Raw genomic sequence first — 17,177 nt, 5'->3', positions numbered from 1 at the left:
AGATTCTAGGACGAAGGCCGTTCTTCGTTAAACGGGCGCTAGGGCGTCACCCTTACACCAACATTTTCGACGCGATCTAAAAGGACGGCCCCGCATCTCCCCGATCTGGAGAAATGCGGGGCCGTCCCGTATATCGAACTACAAGCGAAATCGTCGATTAACGGCGTGCTGCCTTCACAAGCTCGGCGACCTTGGCGACGACCTCGTCGATCGCCACATCCTCGCGCTCACCCGTGGCACGGTCCTTGAGCTCAACGGTGCCATTCTTAAGGCCACGCTTACCCAGAACGACCTGATACGGGAAGCCCATAAGGTCGTTGTCGGCAAACTTAAAGCCGGGACGCTCGTCGCGGTCGTCGACGACAACCTCGATACCCTCGGCGCACAGGCCATCAACGATCTGCTCGCAGACGGTAGCGCACTCCTCCTTCTTGGGATCGAGCGGAATCACCGCGACCTCGAACGGGGCAACGGAGACCGGCCAGACGATGCCATGCTCGTCGTTGTGCTGCTCCACGACGGCAGCGAGCGAGCGGGACACACCAACGCCGTAGCAGCCCATGATGAGCGGCTTCTCCTTGCCGTCCTCGTCCATAAAGGTGGCACCCATGGACTCGGAATACTTGGTGCCCAGCTGGAAGACCTGAGAGACCTCGATGCCGCGGGCAGCGGAGAGCGGCTTGCCGCAGTGCGGGCAGGGGTCGCCGGCGACAACGGTGACCAGATCGGCCCACTCATCGACGGTAAAGTCGCGCTCGGGGCAGGCACCGGTAAAGTGATAGTCGACCTCGTTGGCGCCACAGGCCCACTGTTTGGACTCGCGCAGGCTCTCGTCGCAGACCAGACGAATGCCCTCGGGCAGGTTAACCGGTCCGATAAAGCCCTTGTGCAGACCGTTCGCCTGAAGCTCCTCGTCGGTCATCATGCGATAGCCCTTGCCAAAGACGTGCTCGGCCTTGCAATCGTTGAGCTCGTGATCGCCCGGAACAATGGCCACGACCGGCTTGCCCTCGGCGTCGATGAGTGCCAGCGACTTGCGCGTGCCGTTCTCGGGGAACCCAAAGAACTTAGCAACAGCCTCAATGGTGCCCATGCCCGGAGTCTCAACCTTGGTGAGCGTACCGTCACCAGGACCCTCGGTCACGACGACTTTGGTGCTTGCCGCCTCGTCATCGGCAGCAAAGCCGCAATCGTCGCAGTAGACGAGCGAAGCCTCGCCGGCGTCGGCCAAAGCCATGTACTCAACGGAGGTATCACCACCGATCTCACCGGAGTCGGCAACAACGGGCAGGGCCTTGATATAGCAGCGCTCGCAGATGTTAGCGTAGGCCTGCTTCATCTTGTCGTACTCCTCCTGCAGGCTCTCCTGCGTGGCGGAGAAGCTGTAGGCGTCCTTCATGATGAACTCGCGACCGCGCATCAGGCCAAAGCGGGGGCGGAACTCGTCGCGGAACTTATCCTGGATGTGGTAGAGGTTAACGGGCAGCTGCTTGTAGGAGCGCAGCTCATTGCGAACCAGGGCCGTAACGGTCTCCTCGTGCGTGGGGCCCAGGACGAACTCGCGACCATGACGGTCGTCAAAGCGCACAAGCTCCTTGCCATAGGCGTCGATGCGGCCGGACTCGCGCCACAACTCGGCGTCGACCATGATAGGCATCATAAGCTCCTGGGCGCCAGCAGCGTCCATCTCGTCGCGCACGATGTTCTCGATCTTGCGAATCGAGCGCCAAGCAAGCGGCAGGTAGGAATACAGGCCGGCGGCCTCCTTGCGGATCATGCCGGCACGGAGCAGCAGACGGTGGCTGGCGAGCTCAGCGTCCGCCGGATCCTCTTTAAGCGTCGGCGCATAAAGCTTAGACATATACATTGCTCGAGTCATTTATTTCTCCTCAATAAGCTTGTCGACCTCGGCCATCAGCGCGTCGACAATTTGGTCCTCAGCTACTTTACCAATGATCTGGCCATGCGAAAAGAGCAAGGCCTGACCACGTCCGCACGCAACGCCCAGATCGGCATCAGAAGCCTCGCCGGGGCCATTAACGGCACATCCCATCACAGCGATCGAAAGCGGCGCGGAGTAGTTCTTAAGCCGCTCGGTAACCTCCTCGGCAATGGGAATAAGGTTAACCTGGCAGCGTGCGCACGTGGGGCACGAGACAATCTCGGGACCACGGCGACGCAGGCCCAACGACTGCAGAATACCCCAGGCAACCGGCGGCTCCTCAACCGGATCGGCTGTGAGCGACACACGCATGGTGTCACCAATGCCCTCAGACAGCAGGATACCCAAGCCTACAGAGCTCTTGATGGTGCCCTGGAGCTTGGTCCCCGCCTCCGTCACGCCCAGGTGAAGCGGAACGTGTGGAATCTCACGCGACAGGGCTCGATAGGTATCGAGCGTCGTTTGCACGCTATGGGCCTTGGCCGAAAGCACAATGTTCTTAAAGCCGCGGTCCTCAAAGTGCTTGACGAAACGCTCGCTCGACATCACGAGCTTTTCGGGCTGCGTGAGGTCGTCGCGCTCAGCGATATCCTGCTCAAGCGAACCGGCATTGACGCCGATACGAATCGCACAGCCCGCGGCACCCGCGGCATCGATCACCGCGTCAACCTTGGCCCAATCGCCGATATTGCCGGGATTGATGCGCAGCTTGGAGGCGCCGGCCTTGACAGCGCCAATGGCGAGCTTATGGTTAAAGTGAATATCAGCGACAATCGGCACCGGAGACTCGGCACAAATCGTGCGAAAGCCCTCGAGCGCAGCCTCGGTAGGCACGCTCACGCGCACGATATCGCAGCCAGCCTGCGCCAACGCGCACACTTGCGCAAGCGTTGCCTGGGCATCAGCGGTATCGGTGCAGGTCATGGATTGGACCACCACCGGCGCGCCGCCACCGATCTGCACACCGCCCACATGCACGGGGCGCGTCAACTCGCGCGGCAAAGGATGGGTTAAAGACAATCCAAACACTCCCCTACAGGATAAATCGAAGGACGTCGGAACGAAGCATATAGACAAACAGCAGCGCAAAGAGCGCGATGCCCACATAGCTCACAATCGTCTGGACCTTGAGCGGAAGCTCGCGGCCAGCAATCTTTTGAATGATCTCGATGACCAGCTTGCCGCCATCGAGTGGTGGGATGGGCAGCAGGTTCATAAAGCCAAGCGAGAACGAAATGAGGGCGGCAAACGAAAGGAACGTGGCAGGGCCGGCAGCAGCAGCCTGTGAGGACATAACGCTAATGCCCACGATCGAAGAAGACTGATCGAGAATCTCCATCGTATGCTGCGGCTGGAGCAGGCGCATCACGCCCTCCGCTGTCTGCACGACACAGGAGAACGAAAGGCGAGCCGACGTGATGGGGTCTAAACGGACCACCTGCGTAGAGGCATACACACCTAGGCGCTCGTCCTCTTTGAGCGCAACCGAGGTCGAATGCTGCTTGCCGTCGCGCTCATACTCAATGGCGATATCGTCCTTACCGGCGGCCTTGCCGATGGCATCGTAAACGTCCATCCAGGTAGAGCACGATACTCCGTCAACCGAAAGGATCGCGTCGCCGCCCTCGATACCCGCCTTGGCGGCAATAGACCCCTCGTCAACCTGACCGATCACGTTGGTATCCATCGGCACGGTGACACCCGCAATAGAGTAGATGCTCATAAGCAGCAAAAAGCCCGTCAGGATATTGACGAGAATGCCCGCGAGCAGCATAAAGGCGCGCTTGAGAAAACCCTGGCCCAGATAGGTATGCGAACGCTCTTGCGCAAGGAACTCGGCTTCGCCGCACGGCAGCTCCCACACATCGCCCTCGGTAGTCGCATGCTCTCGATCGAAACGGCGGCCGTCAAAGGTGGTGTAACCCGCCGCGTCTCGCGGCAGCGTCTGATACTTGGTGGGATAGTAGCTCGGCGAGGGCTTCTCCCCTTCCTCATACCAAGGCGCGATAGAGCCCCAACCCAAGAGCAAGGCGCATGCCTCGAGCACAACCTCCTCGGATAGCTCGAGCTCGACAGCAAGGTCGGCCACGGTCACGCGACCATGACGATAGATAGCCGCGAGCACGCGATCGGCACACGAGACGTCGGTCGGATCCATACCGCAGATGGCAGCGTAGCCACCCAGCAGCAGCGGGGTCACGCCAAACTTGGTTCCAATGCGACGCGACGTGTAATGGATGTCAAAGCGGCAAGGCAGGCCCAAAAAGAACTCGGTCACACGGACGCCGCAGGCACGCGCCGCCAAAAAGTGGCCGCCCTCGTGCAAAAACACGAGGACGGAAAGCATCAGCAGGCCCCAAAAGACCGATGAGAGAACGCTCAGAACAGTATCCATAAAACGAAAAAGCAATCCTTATGGGTTAGGAACGGGTTGCGGCGAGCACCTGCGCAGCCTTTTCACGCGCCCATGCATCGATGTCGTGAAGCTGCTCAAACGAATCGACCGCCTGCATATCGTGGGAATCCATGCAGGATTCCACAATGCGATCGATATCGGTAAAGCTGCAGCCATCGTGCAGGAAGGCATCGACGGCGACCTCGTTGGCGGCATTGAGCACGCACGGCATGGTGCCACCCGTCTTGCCGGCACGTTCGGCCAGTGCCAGACAGCGGAATGTATCCATGTCGGCAGCATCAAACGTGAGCTGCCCCAGCTCGCGGAAATCGATACGAGGCGCCGGGGTATCCCAACGCTCGGGATACGAGAACGCGAACTGGATGGGAATACGCATGTCGGAAGCACCGAGATGCGCCATCACGGAGCCGTCGGCGAACTCGACCATAGAGTGAATCTTGGACTGACGCTGCACGACCACGTTAATGAAATCGAGGTCGCAGTTAAACAGATGCAGGGCCTCAATGCGCTCCAGGCCCTTGTTCATGAGGGTGGCGGAGTCGATGGTGATCTTGGCACCCATGGCCCACGTGGGATGTGCGAGGGCATCGGCACGCGTCACGCGGTCGAGCTCGTCGCGGGTGCGGCCAAAGAACGGACCGCCCGAGCAGGTGAGCCAAATACAATGAGCCTCGCGTGGGTTCTCCCCCAGATAGCACTGGTAGATGGCGGAGTGCTCAGAGTCGACTGGAATAAGCTGGCCCGGTTGCGCCAACGGCATAAGCAAGTCGCCGCCGACGACGAGGGACTCCTTGTTGGCAAGGGCAAGACGCTTATTTGAGGTCAAGGCCGCATGGCTCGCCTCGAGACCAGCGGCGCCCACAATAGCAACGAGCACGCAGTCGACATCGTCGCGACGCGCGAGCTCGCAAACCGCCTGCGCGCCAAGGCCAAGCTTCGTTCCCTCGGGCAACTCCTGCAGCACGGCGTCATCGCCATGAGCGACATCGGCCACGGCAACCGCCGGAACCGAGAACTCGCGGGCAGCGGCAACAAGCTCGGAGGTGCTGGAGTTAACGGACAGCGCCGTCACCTGCAGGCGATCGGCATGCTGGCGGCACACATCGAGCGCCTGGGTGCCGATGGAGCCGGTACAACCCAGGATGGCAACACGGAGGCGTCCATCGGGGCCATACGTCGTCTGGAATGACATTACAGCACGCCTCCGATCATCAGCATCAGCTGCGCGGTGATGCAGCCGAAGATAAGCGAATCGCTACGATCGAGCATGCCGCCGTGGCCCGGGATAAGGTTGCCGGAATCCTTGACGCCCACACCGCGCTTGATGCGCGACTCGATAAGGTCGCCGATAACGCCCAGAATGGACACGACCACGCCGCACAGCAGCGCATAGGGCAGGCTGAGCTTGAAGAAATGCGTCGCCCACAGGATGAGCCAAATCAAAACCGAGCCCAGGATGCCGCCAACAAACCCCTCCCAGCTCTTTTTGGGAGAGATCTTGGGAACCATCTTGTGTTTGCCGATACGGCTACCCACGATATAGGCAAACGAATCGGAGACCCAGAGAGACGCGCAAACACCCACCGAAAGCAGGGCGCCGGCAAAACCGGGCACGGCATCGCGCAGCAGCACGATAGCCGACAGCATAAAACCGGTGTAGATGGGACCCATGAGTGTCACGGCAACATCGGATATGCGGGTACGCGGCGACCAGACATACCAAATGCCCACAGCGAGCATCAGGGCAAAAAGCAGGGCATTCAGCAGCATCGAATCGCCCAACGCCGACAGCGGAAAGAGCACGGCGGCAGCGATACCCATGCGCTCGTTAGCCATCTTGCCATCGAGCCTTGTCATACGGAAAAACTCATAGCAGCACAGACCGCTCATGACGGAAACAAAGATGGCCGTGGGCACGATACCCAAAACCAAGCACAGGATAAAGACAACGGCGTAGACGATACCAGCGGCGGCACGGGTAATAAAGCCCGCCAGCCACGAACCGGTGCCGCTCTTCGCTGCAGGCGCTCCCACAGTGGTAGCTTTGCGCGCAGGCGTCTTGGGAGCAGATGCCTTGGGACGATCGGACACGATTAAGCCTCCTCGGTCTTGCTCAGTCCACCAAACCTACGGTCACGGCCCTGATAGGCCAAAATGGCGTCGACAAGGCCCCAACGATCAAAGTCAGGCCAATAGGTATCGGTGACATAGAACTCGGAATAAGCCACCTGCCACAGCAGATAGTTCGAAAGGCGCAGCTCACCAGAGGTACGAATCACAAGCTCAGGATCGGGAAGACCGGCGGTATAGAGGTGGGAGGCCACCATGTCGTCATCAATTGCGGCAGGATCGATCTTACCGGCGGCAGTGTCGAGTGCGATTTGACGGACAGCGCGGGTAATCTCGGCACGCGCGCCGTAGTTGACGGCAAGCGCCAGCGTCATACCGGTGTGATCGGCGCACTCGGCAAGACCGCGTTCAAAAACGTCACGGGTCTTCTTGGGCAGCGCGGAAATATCACCCAAAAAGACAACGCGCACGTTTTCGCGCTTCAGAAGCGGCAGCTCGTCGATAAACGTCTTGGCAAACAGGTGCATCAAGACGTTGACCTCATGCTGCGGGCGGTTCCAGTTTTCGGTAGAAAACGCATAGGCCGAAAGCACGTCGACGCCCAGACGCACGCAGGCAGTAATAATCTCGCGAAGGGAGACAATACCCGCCTTGTGGCCCTCAGTGCGTGCAAGACCGCGCGACGTGGCCCAACGACCGTTGCCGTCCATGATGCACGAGATATGGTGCGGAATGTTATTGAGGTCAAGGTCGGAAAAACCGACGCCCGCAGGGGCGTCGGCAAAGTACTCGACCAGTTTATGCTCGTCGTATTGCACCTTAGATCTCCATGACCTCGGCTTCTTTTTCCTTCAGAAGCTCCTCGACCTTGGCGACATACTCATCAGTGTGCTTCTGGACCTTGGCCTGCTCGCGACGGACATCGTCCTCGGTGAGCTCCTCATCGCGCTCGAGCTTGTTGTTGAAGTCGCGACGGATGTTACGGATAGACACCTTGGCCTGCTCGGCGTACTCGCGGCACTCCTTGACGAGCTCGCGACGGCGCTCCTCGGTGGGAGCCGGGAACGGAAGACGAACGACGGTGCCATCGGAGTTGGGGGTAATACCCAGATCGGAAGCGCCGATGGCCTTGACGATAGCATTGATGAGTGCCTTGTCCCACGGCTCGATGAGCAGCATGTGGGCCTCGGGGGTCTTGACGGCAGCAACCTGCGTGACCGGCGTGGGAACACCGTAATAATCGACGGTGATGTCGGACAGAATGTTGGCATTGGCGCGGCCGGTACGAACCTTGGAGAAGTTATGCTTGAGGGACTCGAGCGACTTGTCCATATGGGCGGTGATGTTCTCTGTCATGCTTAATCCTCCTGATAGACGAGCGTGCCGACGGGCTCACCCGAAAGCGCGCGCTTGACGGTGTCCTCGCCATCGATGTTGAGGACCAAAATCGGCATACGGTTATCCTGGCACAGAGCCGTAGCCGTGGAATCCATAACCTGCAGGCCGCGGACGAGAACCTCGTGATAGGTAATCCTGTCAAAACGGACGGCATCGGCGCACTTGACGGGATCCTTGTCGTAGATGCCGTCAACCTTGGTGGCTTTAATCAGAATCTCGGCGCCGATCTCGCACGCACGAAGAGCCGCGGCGGTGTCGGTCGTAAAGTACGGATTGCCCGAACCGGCAGCGAAGATGACGACGTTGCCCTTGGATAGATGGTTGATGGCGCGACGGCGAATATAGGGCTCGCAGATCTCGTTCATCTGGATAGCGCTCATCACGCGGCAGGGAACATCGTTATGCTCGAAGGCATCCTGCAGGGCGAGCGCGTTCATAACGGTTGCCAGCATGCCCATGTAGTCGGCCTGAGCACGCTCCATGCCACCGGCAGCGCCGGCCATGCCGCGGAAAATATTACCGCCGCCGACAACGACGCCGACCTCATGGCCAACGGCGAGCAGCTCCTTGACCTGCTTGGCAAGATGGTCGGTAACCTTGGGGTCGATGCCATATTGGCCGTCGCCCATCAGTGCTTCGCCGGAAAGCTTAAGAAGCACGCGTTTATATCGGATGTCGGACAAAGCGATCCTCCTTTAATTAGACTCTCAATATGATATCAAAGGCTCTGATAAGAGCCATGAAAAAGCAGGCTGTGAGTAAAACCCACAGCCTGCTCATTACCAGCTACAAGAGCTTATTTACTCGCCACGGACCAGACGGTCAAAGGCAACGACGGTAATGGTGTCGCCGAGCTCCTTGGAGACCTGCTCAGCGTACTTCTTGATGGTGAGGGAGCTGTCCTTAATGAACTCCTGCTCGGTGAGCACGGACTGCTTGTAGAACTTCTCAAGACGGCCGACAGCCATCTTCTCCTGGATAGCCTCGGGCTTACCGGACTCGGCAGCCTGAGCCATGTAGATCTGCTTCTCGTGCTCGACGGTCTCGGCCGGAACCTGATCGCGGGTAGCGCAGATCGGGGCGACGGCGGCAACCTGAAGGGCAACGTCGTGAGCGAAGGTCTTGAAGGATTCAGCCTGAGCGGTCTCAGCCTTCTCGAAGGCGAACTCGACGAGGACGCCGATCTTACCACCCATGTGGATGTAAGAAGCGAGCGCGCCGTTCTCAGCCTTGCGGGCAGCGAAGCGGGAGATCTTCATGTTCTCGCCCATGATGTGAATCATCTCGGTGAGCTCGGAGGAAACGGTCTCCTCGCCCATCGGCTTCTCGAGCAGAGCGTCGACGTCAGCAGGCTCGGTGGTAGCGACAACCTCAGCGACCTTGGAAGCAAAGCCGGTGAACTTGGCGTTAGAGCCAACGAAGTCGGTCTCGCAGGAGAGCTCGAGCAGAGCGCCGGTCTTGCCATCCTCGGAGACGAACGCGGCGACAGCGCCCTCGTTGGTCTCACGGCCAGCCTTCTTGGCAGCCTTGGCAAGGCCGTTCTTACGCAGAACGTCGACAGCGGCGTCCATGTCGCCGTCAGCCTCGACGAGAGCCTTCTTGCACTCCATCATCGGGGAGTCGGTCATCTCGCGGAGCTGCTTGACCATAGCGGCGGTAATCTGGGCCATTGTGGTTCCTTTCAAAGAGATGAAAAAGAATTAACTAAGACTGATTTACTCGACCTTGGGCTCAGCGGCCATCTCGGCCTCGGAGACCTGCTCCTTGCCGGAGCCAGCGAGGCAGGCGTCAGCCATGAGCTCGCACATAAGGGTGACAGCGGAGATAGCGTCATCGTTGCAGGGGATGCCGTACTCGACCTCGTCGGGATCGGAGTTGGTGTCGATCAGGGCGACGACGGGGATGTTCAGGCGCTGGGCCTCCTTGATGGCGTTCTCCTCGCGCTTGGTGTCGATGACGAAGAGAGCCTGGGGCAGACCCTTCATGTCGCGGGCGCCACCGAGGTTGGTCTGGAGCTTAGTGAGCTCCTTGCCGAGAACAGCCTGCTCCTTCTTGGGCAGAACAGCCATGCGGCCGTCCTCGACCATGGCCTCGAGCTCCTCCATGCGGTTGATGCGGGAGCGGATGGTGACGAAGTTGGTCAGCATACCGCCGAGCCAACGCTGGTTGATGTAAGGCATGTTGGCGCGCTCAGCAGCGTTCTTGACGGCCTCCTGAGCCTGCTTCTTGGTGCCGACGAACAGCACGTTGCCACCCTTGGCGACGTTCTTGACGAAGGTGTAGGCCTGGTCGGCGTCGAGGATGGTCTGCTTGAGGTCAAGGATATAGATGCCGTTGCGCTCACCGAAGATGAACGGCTTCATCTTGGGGTTCCAGCGACGGGTCTGATGACCGAAGTGGCAGCCGGCCTCGAGCAGGGTGCGGATATTAATCTTGGTAGCCATGTTAAACCTCCTGTGGTTTGCCTCCGCGCGGGGTCATCCTCCAAAACCAACCCGGACATGTGCTACCAAAGCCCGGGCACCACGGTATGAAGTAGCCGCGCGTGCGTGATAAAAACATGTTGCCGTGAAGCAACCCGATGAATGATAGCAGGAATGCCTCTTCCTGCCAACCCGCAATCAAAACCACACACCTGAGTGCGGCGCGGGACGTCCCAGCCACTATTCGCCGCGGGGATGGGCTTGAGCCACAGCCCGCTTAAGCCGATCGGGTGTGAGATGCGTGTAGATCTGCGTCGTGGACAGGCTCGCATGACCTAACAGCTCTTGAACCGAGCGCAGGTCCGCACCGCCCTCGAGCAAGTCGGTCGCAAAGGTATGGCGCATCGCATGCGGGGCGATGTCGGCCGGAATGCCGGCGAGCGTCGCCAGCGTATGGAACCGCCGCCGGAGCATCGCGGCGCTCATGCGATTGCCGCGCGCCGATATAAGCAGCGGATGCGGCCCGGTAGCGAGGTCGCGGCGCTTTGCCCGAGCGAGCAACTCCGGCCTCCCCTCTTCAATATAGAGACGCGTCACATCGAGCGCACGACGATACAGAGGAACGATGCGCTCCTTGCTTCCCTTGCCCCACAGGCGCAGCGTGCGCTCGGACCATGAGATGGATTCCACATTGAGCGCCGCAAGCTCTGAGATGCGGGCACCCGAGGCATAGAGCAGCTCGAGCATCGCAGCATCGCGCAGTCCCGCGGGTGTCGAGGTATCAGGCGTCTTGAGCAGCGCCTCGACCTGCTGGGTCGTAAGGACGCCCGGCAGGTCACGCGGCAGCTTGGGCGATGCGATCGCCGAGACCGCATCGCCCTCGACAATCCCCTCGGCAGCCATCCAGCGATAGAGAGATCGAATAGCCGACAGGTGCGCCGCAAGCGTTCGGGGAGCCACCTGCCCACGCGAAAGCTCGGCAAGATAGCGACGAATGGTGCGCACGTCGGCAGCGAAAGCATCGATATCCTCGCGCTCGCACCAGGCAGCGAAGCGCTCCAGCCTCGAGCCATAGGCCGTCACCGTGTTGGGAGAAAGCCCCTCGACGCGTGCGATATAGGCGATAAACGAGTCGACGGTGTCGTACAGGTCAAAGGCTATGACCGGTCGCCTCCAAACAAGTCGGAACGCGTGGCCAAGTAGGCATCGAGGGCCTCGAGCGCACGGTCCGCATAGGCCTGGTAGCGGTCGCGCTTGCTGCGGCGCTTACCATCCTCGAGTGGCGGCACCAGGCCAAAGTTGACATGCATGGGCTGATAGCCCACGGTGGCAGGATCGGTCGCATAGCCCACGAGCGCACCCAGGGCGCCCACACGCGGCAACTCGACGCCCGCGGCACCGATAGCCTCGGCATAGGTGTTGAGCGCCGCGAGCAGACCTGTCGCCACGGCTTCCATGTACCCCTCGGTGCCGGTGATCTGACCGGCCAGGCGCACACCGGTACCGGGCACGGCAAAGGTGCCATCGAGCACATGCGGGGCGTCGACAAAGGTATTGCGGTGCATGACACCGTAGCGGAAGAACTCAGCGTTCTCCAGGCCCGGCACCATATGGAAGACGCGCTTCTGCTCGCCAAAGGTCAAGTTGGTCTGGAAGCCCACTAGGTTATAGGCGGTCTTCTCCTTGTTCTCGGCACGCAGCTGAATCGCCGCCCAGGGGCGACGTCCGGTACGTGGGTCGGTGAGGCCGACGGGCTTCATGGCGCCAAAGCGAATGGCGTCCTTGCCGGTGCGCGCAACTTCCTCGGCAGGCTGGCAAGCCTGGAACAGATCGCCGCCCTCAAAGCCTTTGAGCACCACGCGGTCGGCCGTGGTAAGCGCCTCGATAAAGGCCTCGTACTCCTCCTTATTGAGCGGAGCGTTGAGATAGTCGCCGCCCCCCTGCTCCTCGTAGCGCGACTGCGAGAACAGCACGTCCATATCGAGCGTGGAGGCATCGACGATCGGCGCCGCCGCATCAAAGAATGCCAGGGCATCGCCACCGACGAGCTTCATAACCTCTTCGCTCAGCGCCGGTGAACACAGCGGGCCCGCGGCAATGACCACGTGACCCTCGGGAATCTGCGTGACCTCGCCGTGCACGACCTCGATATTGGGACGAGCGGCAACCTCGGCCTCGACAAGCTCGGAAAACTTGACGCGGTCGACCGCCAGGGCACCGCCGGCGGGAACAGCCGCGCGATGGGCGCAATCGAGCAGGACTGAACCCATGCGCTCAAGCTCGGCCTTCAGCAAACCAGCCGCGGAATCCGGACGGGTCGACTTAAACGAATTCGAGCAGACGAGCTCTGCCAGGTGATCGGTATGGTGAGCCGGGGAGCTCACCTGGGGGCGCATCTCGCACAGCTTTACGGCAAAACCGCGATCTGCCAGCTGGATCGCGCACTCCGAACCCGCCAGACCGCCGCCGATAACTGTCACCTGATCGAACTGCATCTGCAAACACCTTTCTAATTGACACGTTTTCCATTGTGACCGAAGGGTGTCTGGGCGTGAAGGGCAAACTTGGAGGGCGCATACCTTCCATCCATCATGCGCTCGATAAGACCCTCGAGTTCAAGCGAACCCAAGAGTTTGAGTACGCCGACAGCATCGAGCGAGACGAGCGCCGCGATGTTGTCGACCTTGAGCGGAGAGGCGATGAGCGCATGCATCACGGTCTGCTGCGTTGGATCCAGGTCGGCAATGCCGGGAGCATCGGGGCGCGAGTAGCGCAGGGTTCCGTAGATGCGTGAGATAGCCATCTCAATAGATTCCTCGTCGACGATGCAGCAGGCACCGTTCGCAATGAGGTAATTCGTGCCACGCGACTCGGGCGATAGGATCGACCCCGGCACGGCAAGAAGTTCGCGCCCCAAATCCATAGCAGCCTCGGCTGTGGAAAACGTCCCAGAAGGCATACCCGCCTCGGATACAAAGAGGGCTTGCGACAGGGCCGCGATTACGCGATTGCGGCGCGGAAAGGCGAACTTGCGCGGACCCATGCCCCACGGAGAGATCGACACGACCGCGCCACCCGTATCAAGCGTGCGCGTAATCAGCCCCGCGCTCGAACGCGGGTAGACCACGTCGGCGCCCGTCCCCAGCACCACAACGTGTATGCCGCCGGCGTTGACCGCAGCCCAACCCGAGGCCTGGTCACAACCGACCGCACCGCCCGAAACTACCGTCACTCCCGCCTCAACCGCCACCTTCGCCGCAAGCTCTGCCACGGCAAGACCATACGGCGAGGCCTTTCGCGCACCGATGATGGAGAGCGCGGGCGTCGAAAGCGCCTCGGGGTTGCCGCGCACATAGAGCGTCTGAGGTACATCAGAAAGCTCCAAAACGGTCTCGGGATACAACGCGTCACCTGGATGCAGCTCGAAGGTCCCCTCAGCTATCATTGGTCCCTCCTTCCCTGGTACATCGCCGCCTCGAGCACGTGGTCCTGCGTCACCTGCTCGCTCTCGGCGACATCTGCGATCGTGCGCGCAATGCGAACAAGGCGCACGATGCCACGCCCTGTGAGATGCGTGCGCTTCGACAGGCCGAGCACACACTTCTCCGCCGCATCATCGAGCTCAAAGGTCGAAACGACGCCGTCAATGGACCGTGTCTCGTCATCCTCGGCCTCGGCATCCGCATCGTCCGTGCGGGATTCGCGCCAAGCGCGAAAGGCGCGACCGCGCACAACGTAGTCACGTAACTCGGCCGACGACATGCCCTCCGCACCCTCGATAATCACTTGAGGGTCGGGACGGGTCACATCGATCATCATGTCGATACGGTCGGCCAAAGGACCGCGCAGTTTAGACCGATAGCGCTCGACCATCGCCGCCGAGCAGCGACACGGCACCTCGCGATCGCCCAAAAAGCCGCAGGGGCAGGGATTGCTCGCAGCCAGCAGCTGAAAGCGCGACGGGAAGGTAAAAGCCCCGTCGACGCGTACGATCCTCACGTAGCCGCGCTCGATGGGCTGACGCAGCGTCTGCAGCACGCCAGTGGGAAACTCGGCAAGCTCGTCCAAAAAGAGCACGCCGCCATGAGCAAGGCTGATCTCACCCGGGTGCACCGGGCGCCCACCGCCAATGAGGCCCGCCGTTGAAATGCTGTGATGTGGGCTTCGAAACGGCCGATGACCTGCCAATAAGCCATCGATGTTCTCGCCCAAGACCGAATGAATGCACAGCGCCTCCTGCTGATCCTCAACAGAAAGCTCGGGCAGAATGCCGGTCATACGGCGCGCGAGCATGGTCTTGCCCGAACCGGGCGAGCCGATCATGAGCAGGCCGAGCTCGCCGGCTGCCGCAAGCGCCATGCCGCGTTTAGCGACTTCCTGCCCCAGTACGTCGGCATAGTCGAGCTCTGGCTCAAAGGTTGCCTCGACGCCCTCGGAATCCAGATAATGGCGCGCGGCATCGCCCATACCATGAGCAAGCTGAGACAAATGATCGATAAAGCCGCAATCCACCCCCGCGAGTGGCACATGCTGGTCTGACCTGCCGGCGATAAAAGACAGCCCCATGTCGCGAGCCAGCAGCTGAAACGCCACCTCGCCCTTGACGGGAAGCACCGTACCGTCCAAGCCGAGCTCGCCGGCGATAAGGCAGCGATCGAGGTTGTCACGGGGAATCTGCCCATCGGCCGCCAGAACCGCGATGGCGATGGGCAGATCAAAGCCGCTACCGGTCTTGCGAATATCGCCGGGCGCCAGGTTGACCGTAATGCCCGAACGTGGGATCTCGAACCCGGCGGAGCGCATCGCGCAGCGAATACGACCGCGTGACTCCATCACCTCCATACTCGGAATACCGAGCATCTGAATGCCCGGAACGCCACCGGCAAGCGAGACCTCGACCGTGACGTGAATCGCCTCGACGCCACGGATGCAGGCCGCGTGAACGGCAAACGTCTCGAACGCCATCACGACACCTGCCAATCGAACGCGTTGTACTGATGCTCGATCTCGGCGATATGCCCGCCGCGAATGGTGACACCCACGGCATCGAAGCGGATCGCCTTGAGCGGATAATGCTCCATAAGATAGCAGCTTGCGATGCGGCGGTAGCGGCGTTGCTTTTGGGCGTCCACGGCCTCCTCGGGAAAGACCCGCGTGTTGCAATCCAGTGCGACGCGTCTGGTCTTGACCTCGGCCATCACCACGACATCGTCGAGCTCATCGAGCAGCACCAGATCAGCCTCGCCCTCGGTGCAACGATAACCCTGCTCCAGCAAGGTGTAGCCGCGCTCGTTAAAGTAGTCGATGGTGATCAGCTCGCCCAGCATACCCAGCTCGCGGGGACTGAGTCCCTTGATAAACTCGGGCGTCATCGCCCCGCAGTCGAGCTCGCCGTTTTCCCAACGCTCCTTGAGCTGCTGTGTCTTGCTCTTTTTGCTTGCGGCACTCATGGGGTCTCCTTTCCCGCACACTGCAGTGCCCCGATGATGAGGGCACCTTTCATGCGGGTAAGTACCGGAAGCTAACCAAAAGCTGACCAAATGCCGTCAAAAAACGGGCCGTACGCAACAATGGTGTTGCATACGGCCCGCTACCAGCAGGTTTATAAAACCCCAGAGGTCCCCGTCTCCACAATTGACCTAGAAAAGGCGCTCAGTCTGCAGAAAGTTTCCGCAAAAGCTCACACGATGCAGTGGACAAAGTCCATGTTTTCGAATGGCCTCGATGTGCTCGGGGCTCGCATAGCCCTTCGACTCGGCCAGATGGTACTCGGGATACTCGGCGTCGTACTCGACCATCATCTCGTCACGCGTGACCTTAGCCATGATGGACGCCGCGGCGATGCAGGCGATCTTGGCATCGCCCTTCACCACATCGCGCTCGTTAGGAACGGCGCCCAAGGGGTTGCCATCCATAAGCACGCAATCGGGCTCGAGCCCCGTATCGGCCACGGCGCCCGCAACGGCGGTACGGATAGCACGGGCCATGCCCATCTCATCGATATCCTTAGGCGCGATATGGCAAAAACCGATCGCCGTCGCCACCTCGGCAATCTTCACTGAGAGCAACTCGCGGCGCGCCGGCGTGAGCTTTTTGGAATCGTTGATGCCCCAGACGCGCGGCTCCATAGGAAGGCAGACAGCGCATACCGTCAAAGGACCGGCCACCGATCCGCGACCCACCTCGTCGACACCAACGACCACTCCATCGCCGCCAAGCTCATGCATAAGCTCGTACATGTCATTGACGCGCTCGCGCTCGGCAAGCTCTTTGGCATGGCGTTTGAGGGCGCGTTCACAAGCCTTGATCACCTGCTGGCGCGGGTCCTCGCGATAATGCTCCACGAGGGCGGGGATCTCCTCAAACGTTGCGCTCGCCAGCTCTCCGGCAACCTGCGATGCCGAAACCGAGCTCGTCATATTGGCCATACCAGGCCCTCCTTGCATGCAAATCAGATAAAAAGAAGGGCCACCCGAAGGTGGCCCTTGTGTCCAAACGAGTGGACAGACGCTGCGATCTTCTTAGCGCTTCTCGGGGATGCGAGCAGCCTTGCCCACCTTGTCGCGGAGGTAGTACAGCTTGGCGCGACGGACGCGACCGTGACGAACGACCTCGAGCTTGGCGATCTTGGGGCTGTGAAGCGGGAAGGTACGCTCAACACCGACACCGAAGGACATCTTGCGGACGGTGAAGGTCTCGCGGGCACCGGCGCCGGCCATGCGGATGACGTCGCCCTGGAAGACCTGGATGCGCTCGCGGTCGCCTTCCTTAATGCGGTAGTGAACCTTGACGTTGTCGGCGACGCGAACCTGAGGAATGTCCTCGCGGATCTGCTGACGCTCGATTGCGCGGATGTAATCCATGTGCAATTCCTTACTCTTCTAGAGGTGCCGTACCACCTTGGCCGGCACGTAGTTGAACAAACGTA

General features: G+C 60.6%; 17 protein-coding genes. All 17 read right to left on the bottom strand.

Annotation, left to right across the window (positions count from 1 at the left end; translation table 11 throughout):
- Nucleotides 1-157: 157 nt before the first annotated feature.
- Complete coding sequence (locus I4W07_RS02320) at nucleotides 158-1,879, bottom strand: proline--tRNA ligase (protein WP_230317429.1); 1,722 nt, start codon at nucleotides 1,877-1,879, stop codon at nucleotides 158-160.
- Nucleotides 1,880-2,962, bottom strand: a complete 1,083-nt coding sequence (ispG, locus tag I4W07_RS02315; protein ID WP_196025481.1) for a flavodoxin-dependent (E)-4-hydroxy-3-methylbut-2-enyl-diphosphate synthase — start codon at nucleotides 2,960-2,962, stop codon at nucleotides 1,880-1,882.
- A 13-nt stretch (nucleotides 2,963-2,975) separates the two neighbouring features.
- A complete protein-coding gene (locus tag I4W07_RS02310) occupies nucleotides 2,976-4,337 on the bottom strand; it encodes a M50 family metallopeptidase (protein ID WP_055285139.1) in 1,362 nt (453 codons plus the stop codon).
- Between the two features lie 25 nt (nucleotides 4,338-4,362).
- A complete protein-coding gene (gene dxr, locus I4W07_RS02305) occupies nucleotides 4,363-5,550 on the bottom strand; it encodes a 1-deoxy-D-xylulose-5-phosphate reductoisomerase (RefSeq protein WP_196025480.1) in 1,188 nt (395 codons plus the stop codon).
- Nucleotides 5,550-6,449, bottom strand: coding sequence for a phosphatidate cytidylyltransferase (locus tag I4W07_RS02300; RefSeq protein WP_271739735.1), 900 nt, complete (start codon nucleotides 6,447-6,449; stop codon nucleotides 5,550-5,552). The genes dxr and I4W07_RS02300 overlap by 1 nt, the downstream gene beginning before the upstream one ends.
- Before the next feature lie 2 nt (nucleotides 6,450-6,451).
- Complete coding sequence (locus I4W07_RS02295) at nucleotides 6,452-7,246, bottom strand: isoprenyl transferase (RefSeq protein ID WP_117776218.1); 795 nt, start codon at nucleotides 7,244-7,246, stop codon at nucleotides 6,452-6,454.
- Nucleotide 7,247: 1 nt separating this feature from the next.
- Nucleotides 7,248-7,784, bottom strand: a complete 537-nt coding sequence (frr, locus tag I4W07_RS02290) for a ribosome recycling factor (protein ID WP_196025479.1) — start codon at nucleotides 7,782-7,784, stop codon at nucleotides 7,248-7,250.
- Between the two features lie 2 nt (nucleotides 7,785-7,786).
- Nucleotides 7,787-8,509, bottom strand: coding sequence for a UMP kinase (gene pyrH / locus I4W07_RS02285; protein WP_196025478.1), 723 nt, complete (start codon nucleotides 8,507-8,509; stop codon nucleotides 7,787-7,789).
- A gap of 117 nt (nucleotides 8,510-8,626) precedes the next feature.
- Complete coding sequence (gene tsf / locus I4W07_RS02280; RefSeq protein ID WP_022094736.1) at nucleotides 8,627-9,496, bottom strand: translation elongation factor Ts; 870 nt, start codon at nucleotides 9,494-9,496, stop codon at nucleotides 8,627-8,629.
- Nucleotides 9,497-9,541: 45 nt separating this feature from the next.
- Nucleotides 9,542-10,270: a 30S ribosomal protein S2 gene (gene rpsB, locus I4W07_RS02275; RefSeq protein WP_196025477.1), complete on the bottom strand. Its 729-nt coding sequence runs from the start codon at nucleotides 10,268-10,270 to the stop codon at nucleotides 9,542-9,544.
- Between the two features lie 219 nt (nucleotides 10,271-10,489).
- Nucleotides 10,490-11,398 carry a tyrosine recombinase gene (locus tag I4W07_RS02270; RefSeq protein WP_230317433.1) on the bottom strand — a complete coding sequence of 303 codons (909 nt, stop codon included), beginning with the start codon at nucleotides 11,396-11,398 and terminating at the stop codon, nucleotides 10,490-10,492.
- An 8-nt stretch (nucleotides 11,399-11,406) separates the two neighbouring features.
- Nucleotides 11,407-12,744 carry a methylenetetrahydrofolate--tRNA-(uracil(54)-C(5))-methyltransferase (FADH(2)-oxidizing) TrmFO gene (gene trmFO / locus I4W07_RS02265; RefSeq protein ID WP_196025476.1) on the bottom strand — a complete coding sequence of 446 codons (1,338 nt, stop codon included), beginning with the start codon at nucleotides 12,742-12,744 and terminating at the stop codon, nucleotides 11,407-11,409.
- Between the two features lie 14 nt (nucleotides 12,745-12,758).
- Nucleotides 12,759-13,694 (bottom strand): DNA-processing protein DprA, encoded by a 936-nt coding sequence (locus I4W07_RS02260; protein WP_196025475.1) that lies wholly within the window; start codon nucleotides 13,692-13,694, stop codon nucleotides 12,759-12,761.
- A complete protein-coding gene (locus I4W07_RS02255; protein WP_196025474.1) occupies nucleotides 13,691-15,214 on the bottom strand; it encodes a YifB family Mg chelatase-like AAA ATPase in 1,524 nt (507 codons plus the stop codon). The genes I4W07_RS02260 and I4W07_RS02255 overlap by 4 nt, the downstream gene beginning before the upstream one ends.
- Nucleotides 15,214-15,699, bottom strand: a complete 486-nt coding sequence (locus I4W07_RS02250; RefSeq protein WP_006236100.1) for a YraN family protein — start codon at nucleotides 15,697-15,699, stop codon at nucleotides 15,214-15,216. Before I4W07_RS02250 ends, I4W07_RS02255 begins: the two co-directional genes overlap by 1 nt.
- A gap of 189 nt (nucleotides 15,700-15,888) precedes the next feature.
- Nucleotides 15,889-16,677 (bottom strand): ribonuclease HII, encoded by a 789-nt coding sequence (locus I4W07_RS02245; RefSeq protein ID WP_055250018.1) that lies wholly within the window; start codon nucleotides 16,675-16,677, stop codon nucleotides 15,889-15,891.
- 93 nt (nucleotides 16,678-16,770) lie between these two features.
- Nucleotides 16,771-17,112, bottom strand: a complete 342-nt coding sequence (gene rplS, locus I4W07_RS02240) for a 50S ribosomal protein L19 (RefSeq protein ID WP_006236098.1) — start codon at nucleotides 17,110-17,112, stop codon at nucleotides 16,771-16,773.
- Nucleotides 17,113-17,177: the final 65 nt, after the last annotated feature.

Origin of the sequence: Collinsella aerofaciens, from assembly GCF_015670745.1 — a bacterium.
Classification (GTDB): Bacteria; Actinomycetota; Coriobacteriia; order Coriobacteriales; family Coriobacteriaceae; genus Collinsella; species Collinsella aerofaciens_T.
Note: the sequence above shows the minus strand (reverse complement) of the source record. Positions and strands in the feature narration are given on the sequence as shown.

Excerpts from the sequence above, each read along its gene's own strand:
- trmFO (WP_196025476.1), bottom strand. The coding sequence starts at position 12,744 with ATGCAGTTCGATCAGGTGACAGTTATCGGCGGCGGTCTGGCGGGTTCG.
- rpsB (WP_196025477.1), bottom strand. The coding sequence starts at position 10,270 with ATGGCTACCAAGATTAATATCCGCACCCTGCTCGAGGCCGGCTGCCAC.
- tsf (WP_022094736.1), bottom strand. The coding sequence starts at position 9,496 with ATGGCCCAGATTACCGCCGCTATGGTCAAGCAGCTCCGCGAGATGACC.
- I4W07_RS02250 (WP_006236100.1), bottom strand. The coding sequence starts at position 15,699 with ATGAGTGCCGCAAGCAAAAAGAGCAAGACACAGCAGCTCAAGGAGCGT.
- dxr (WP_196025480.1), bottom strand. The coding sequence starts at position 5,550 with ATGTCATTCCAGACGACGTATGGCCCCGATGGACGCCTCCGTGTTGCC.
- I4W07_RS02245 (WP_055250018.1), bottom strand. The coding sequence starts at position 16,677 with ATGGCCAATATGACGAGCTCGGTTTCGGCATCGCAGGTTGCCGGAGAG.
- rplS (WP_006236098.1), bottom strand. The coding sequence starts at position 17,112 with ATGGATTACATCCGCGCAATCGAGCGTCAGCAGATCCGCGAGGACATT.
- I4W07_RS02320 (WP_230317429.1), bottom strand. The coding sequence starts at position 1,879 with ATGACTCGAGCAATGTATATGTCTAAGCTTTATGCGCCGACGCTTAAA.
- frr (WP_196025479.1), bottom strand. The coding sequence starts at position 7,784 with ATGACAGAGAACATCACCGCCCATATGGACAAGTCGCTCGAGTCCCTC.
- I4W07_RS02260 (WP_196025475.1), bottom strand. The coding sequence starts at position 13,694 with ATGATAGCTGAGGGGACCTTCGAGCTGCATCCAGGTGACGCGTTGTAT.
- I4W07_RS02255 (WP_196025474.1), bottom strand. The coding sequence starts at position 15,214 with ATGGCGTTCGAGACGTTTGCCGTTCACGCGGCCTGCATCCGTGGCGTC.
- I4W07_RS02310 (WP_055285139.1), bottom strand. The coding sequence starts at position 4,337 with ATGGATACTGTTCTGAGCGTTCTCTCATCGGTCTTTTGGGGCCTGCTG.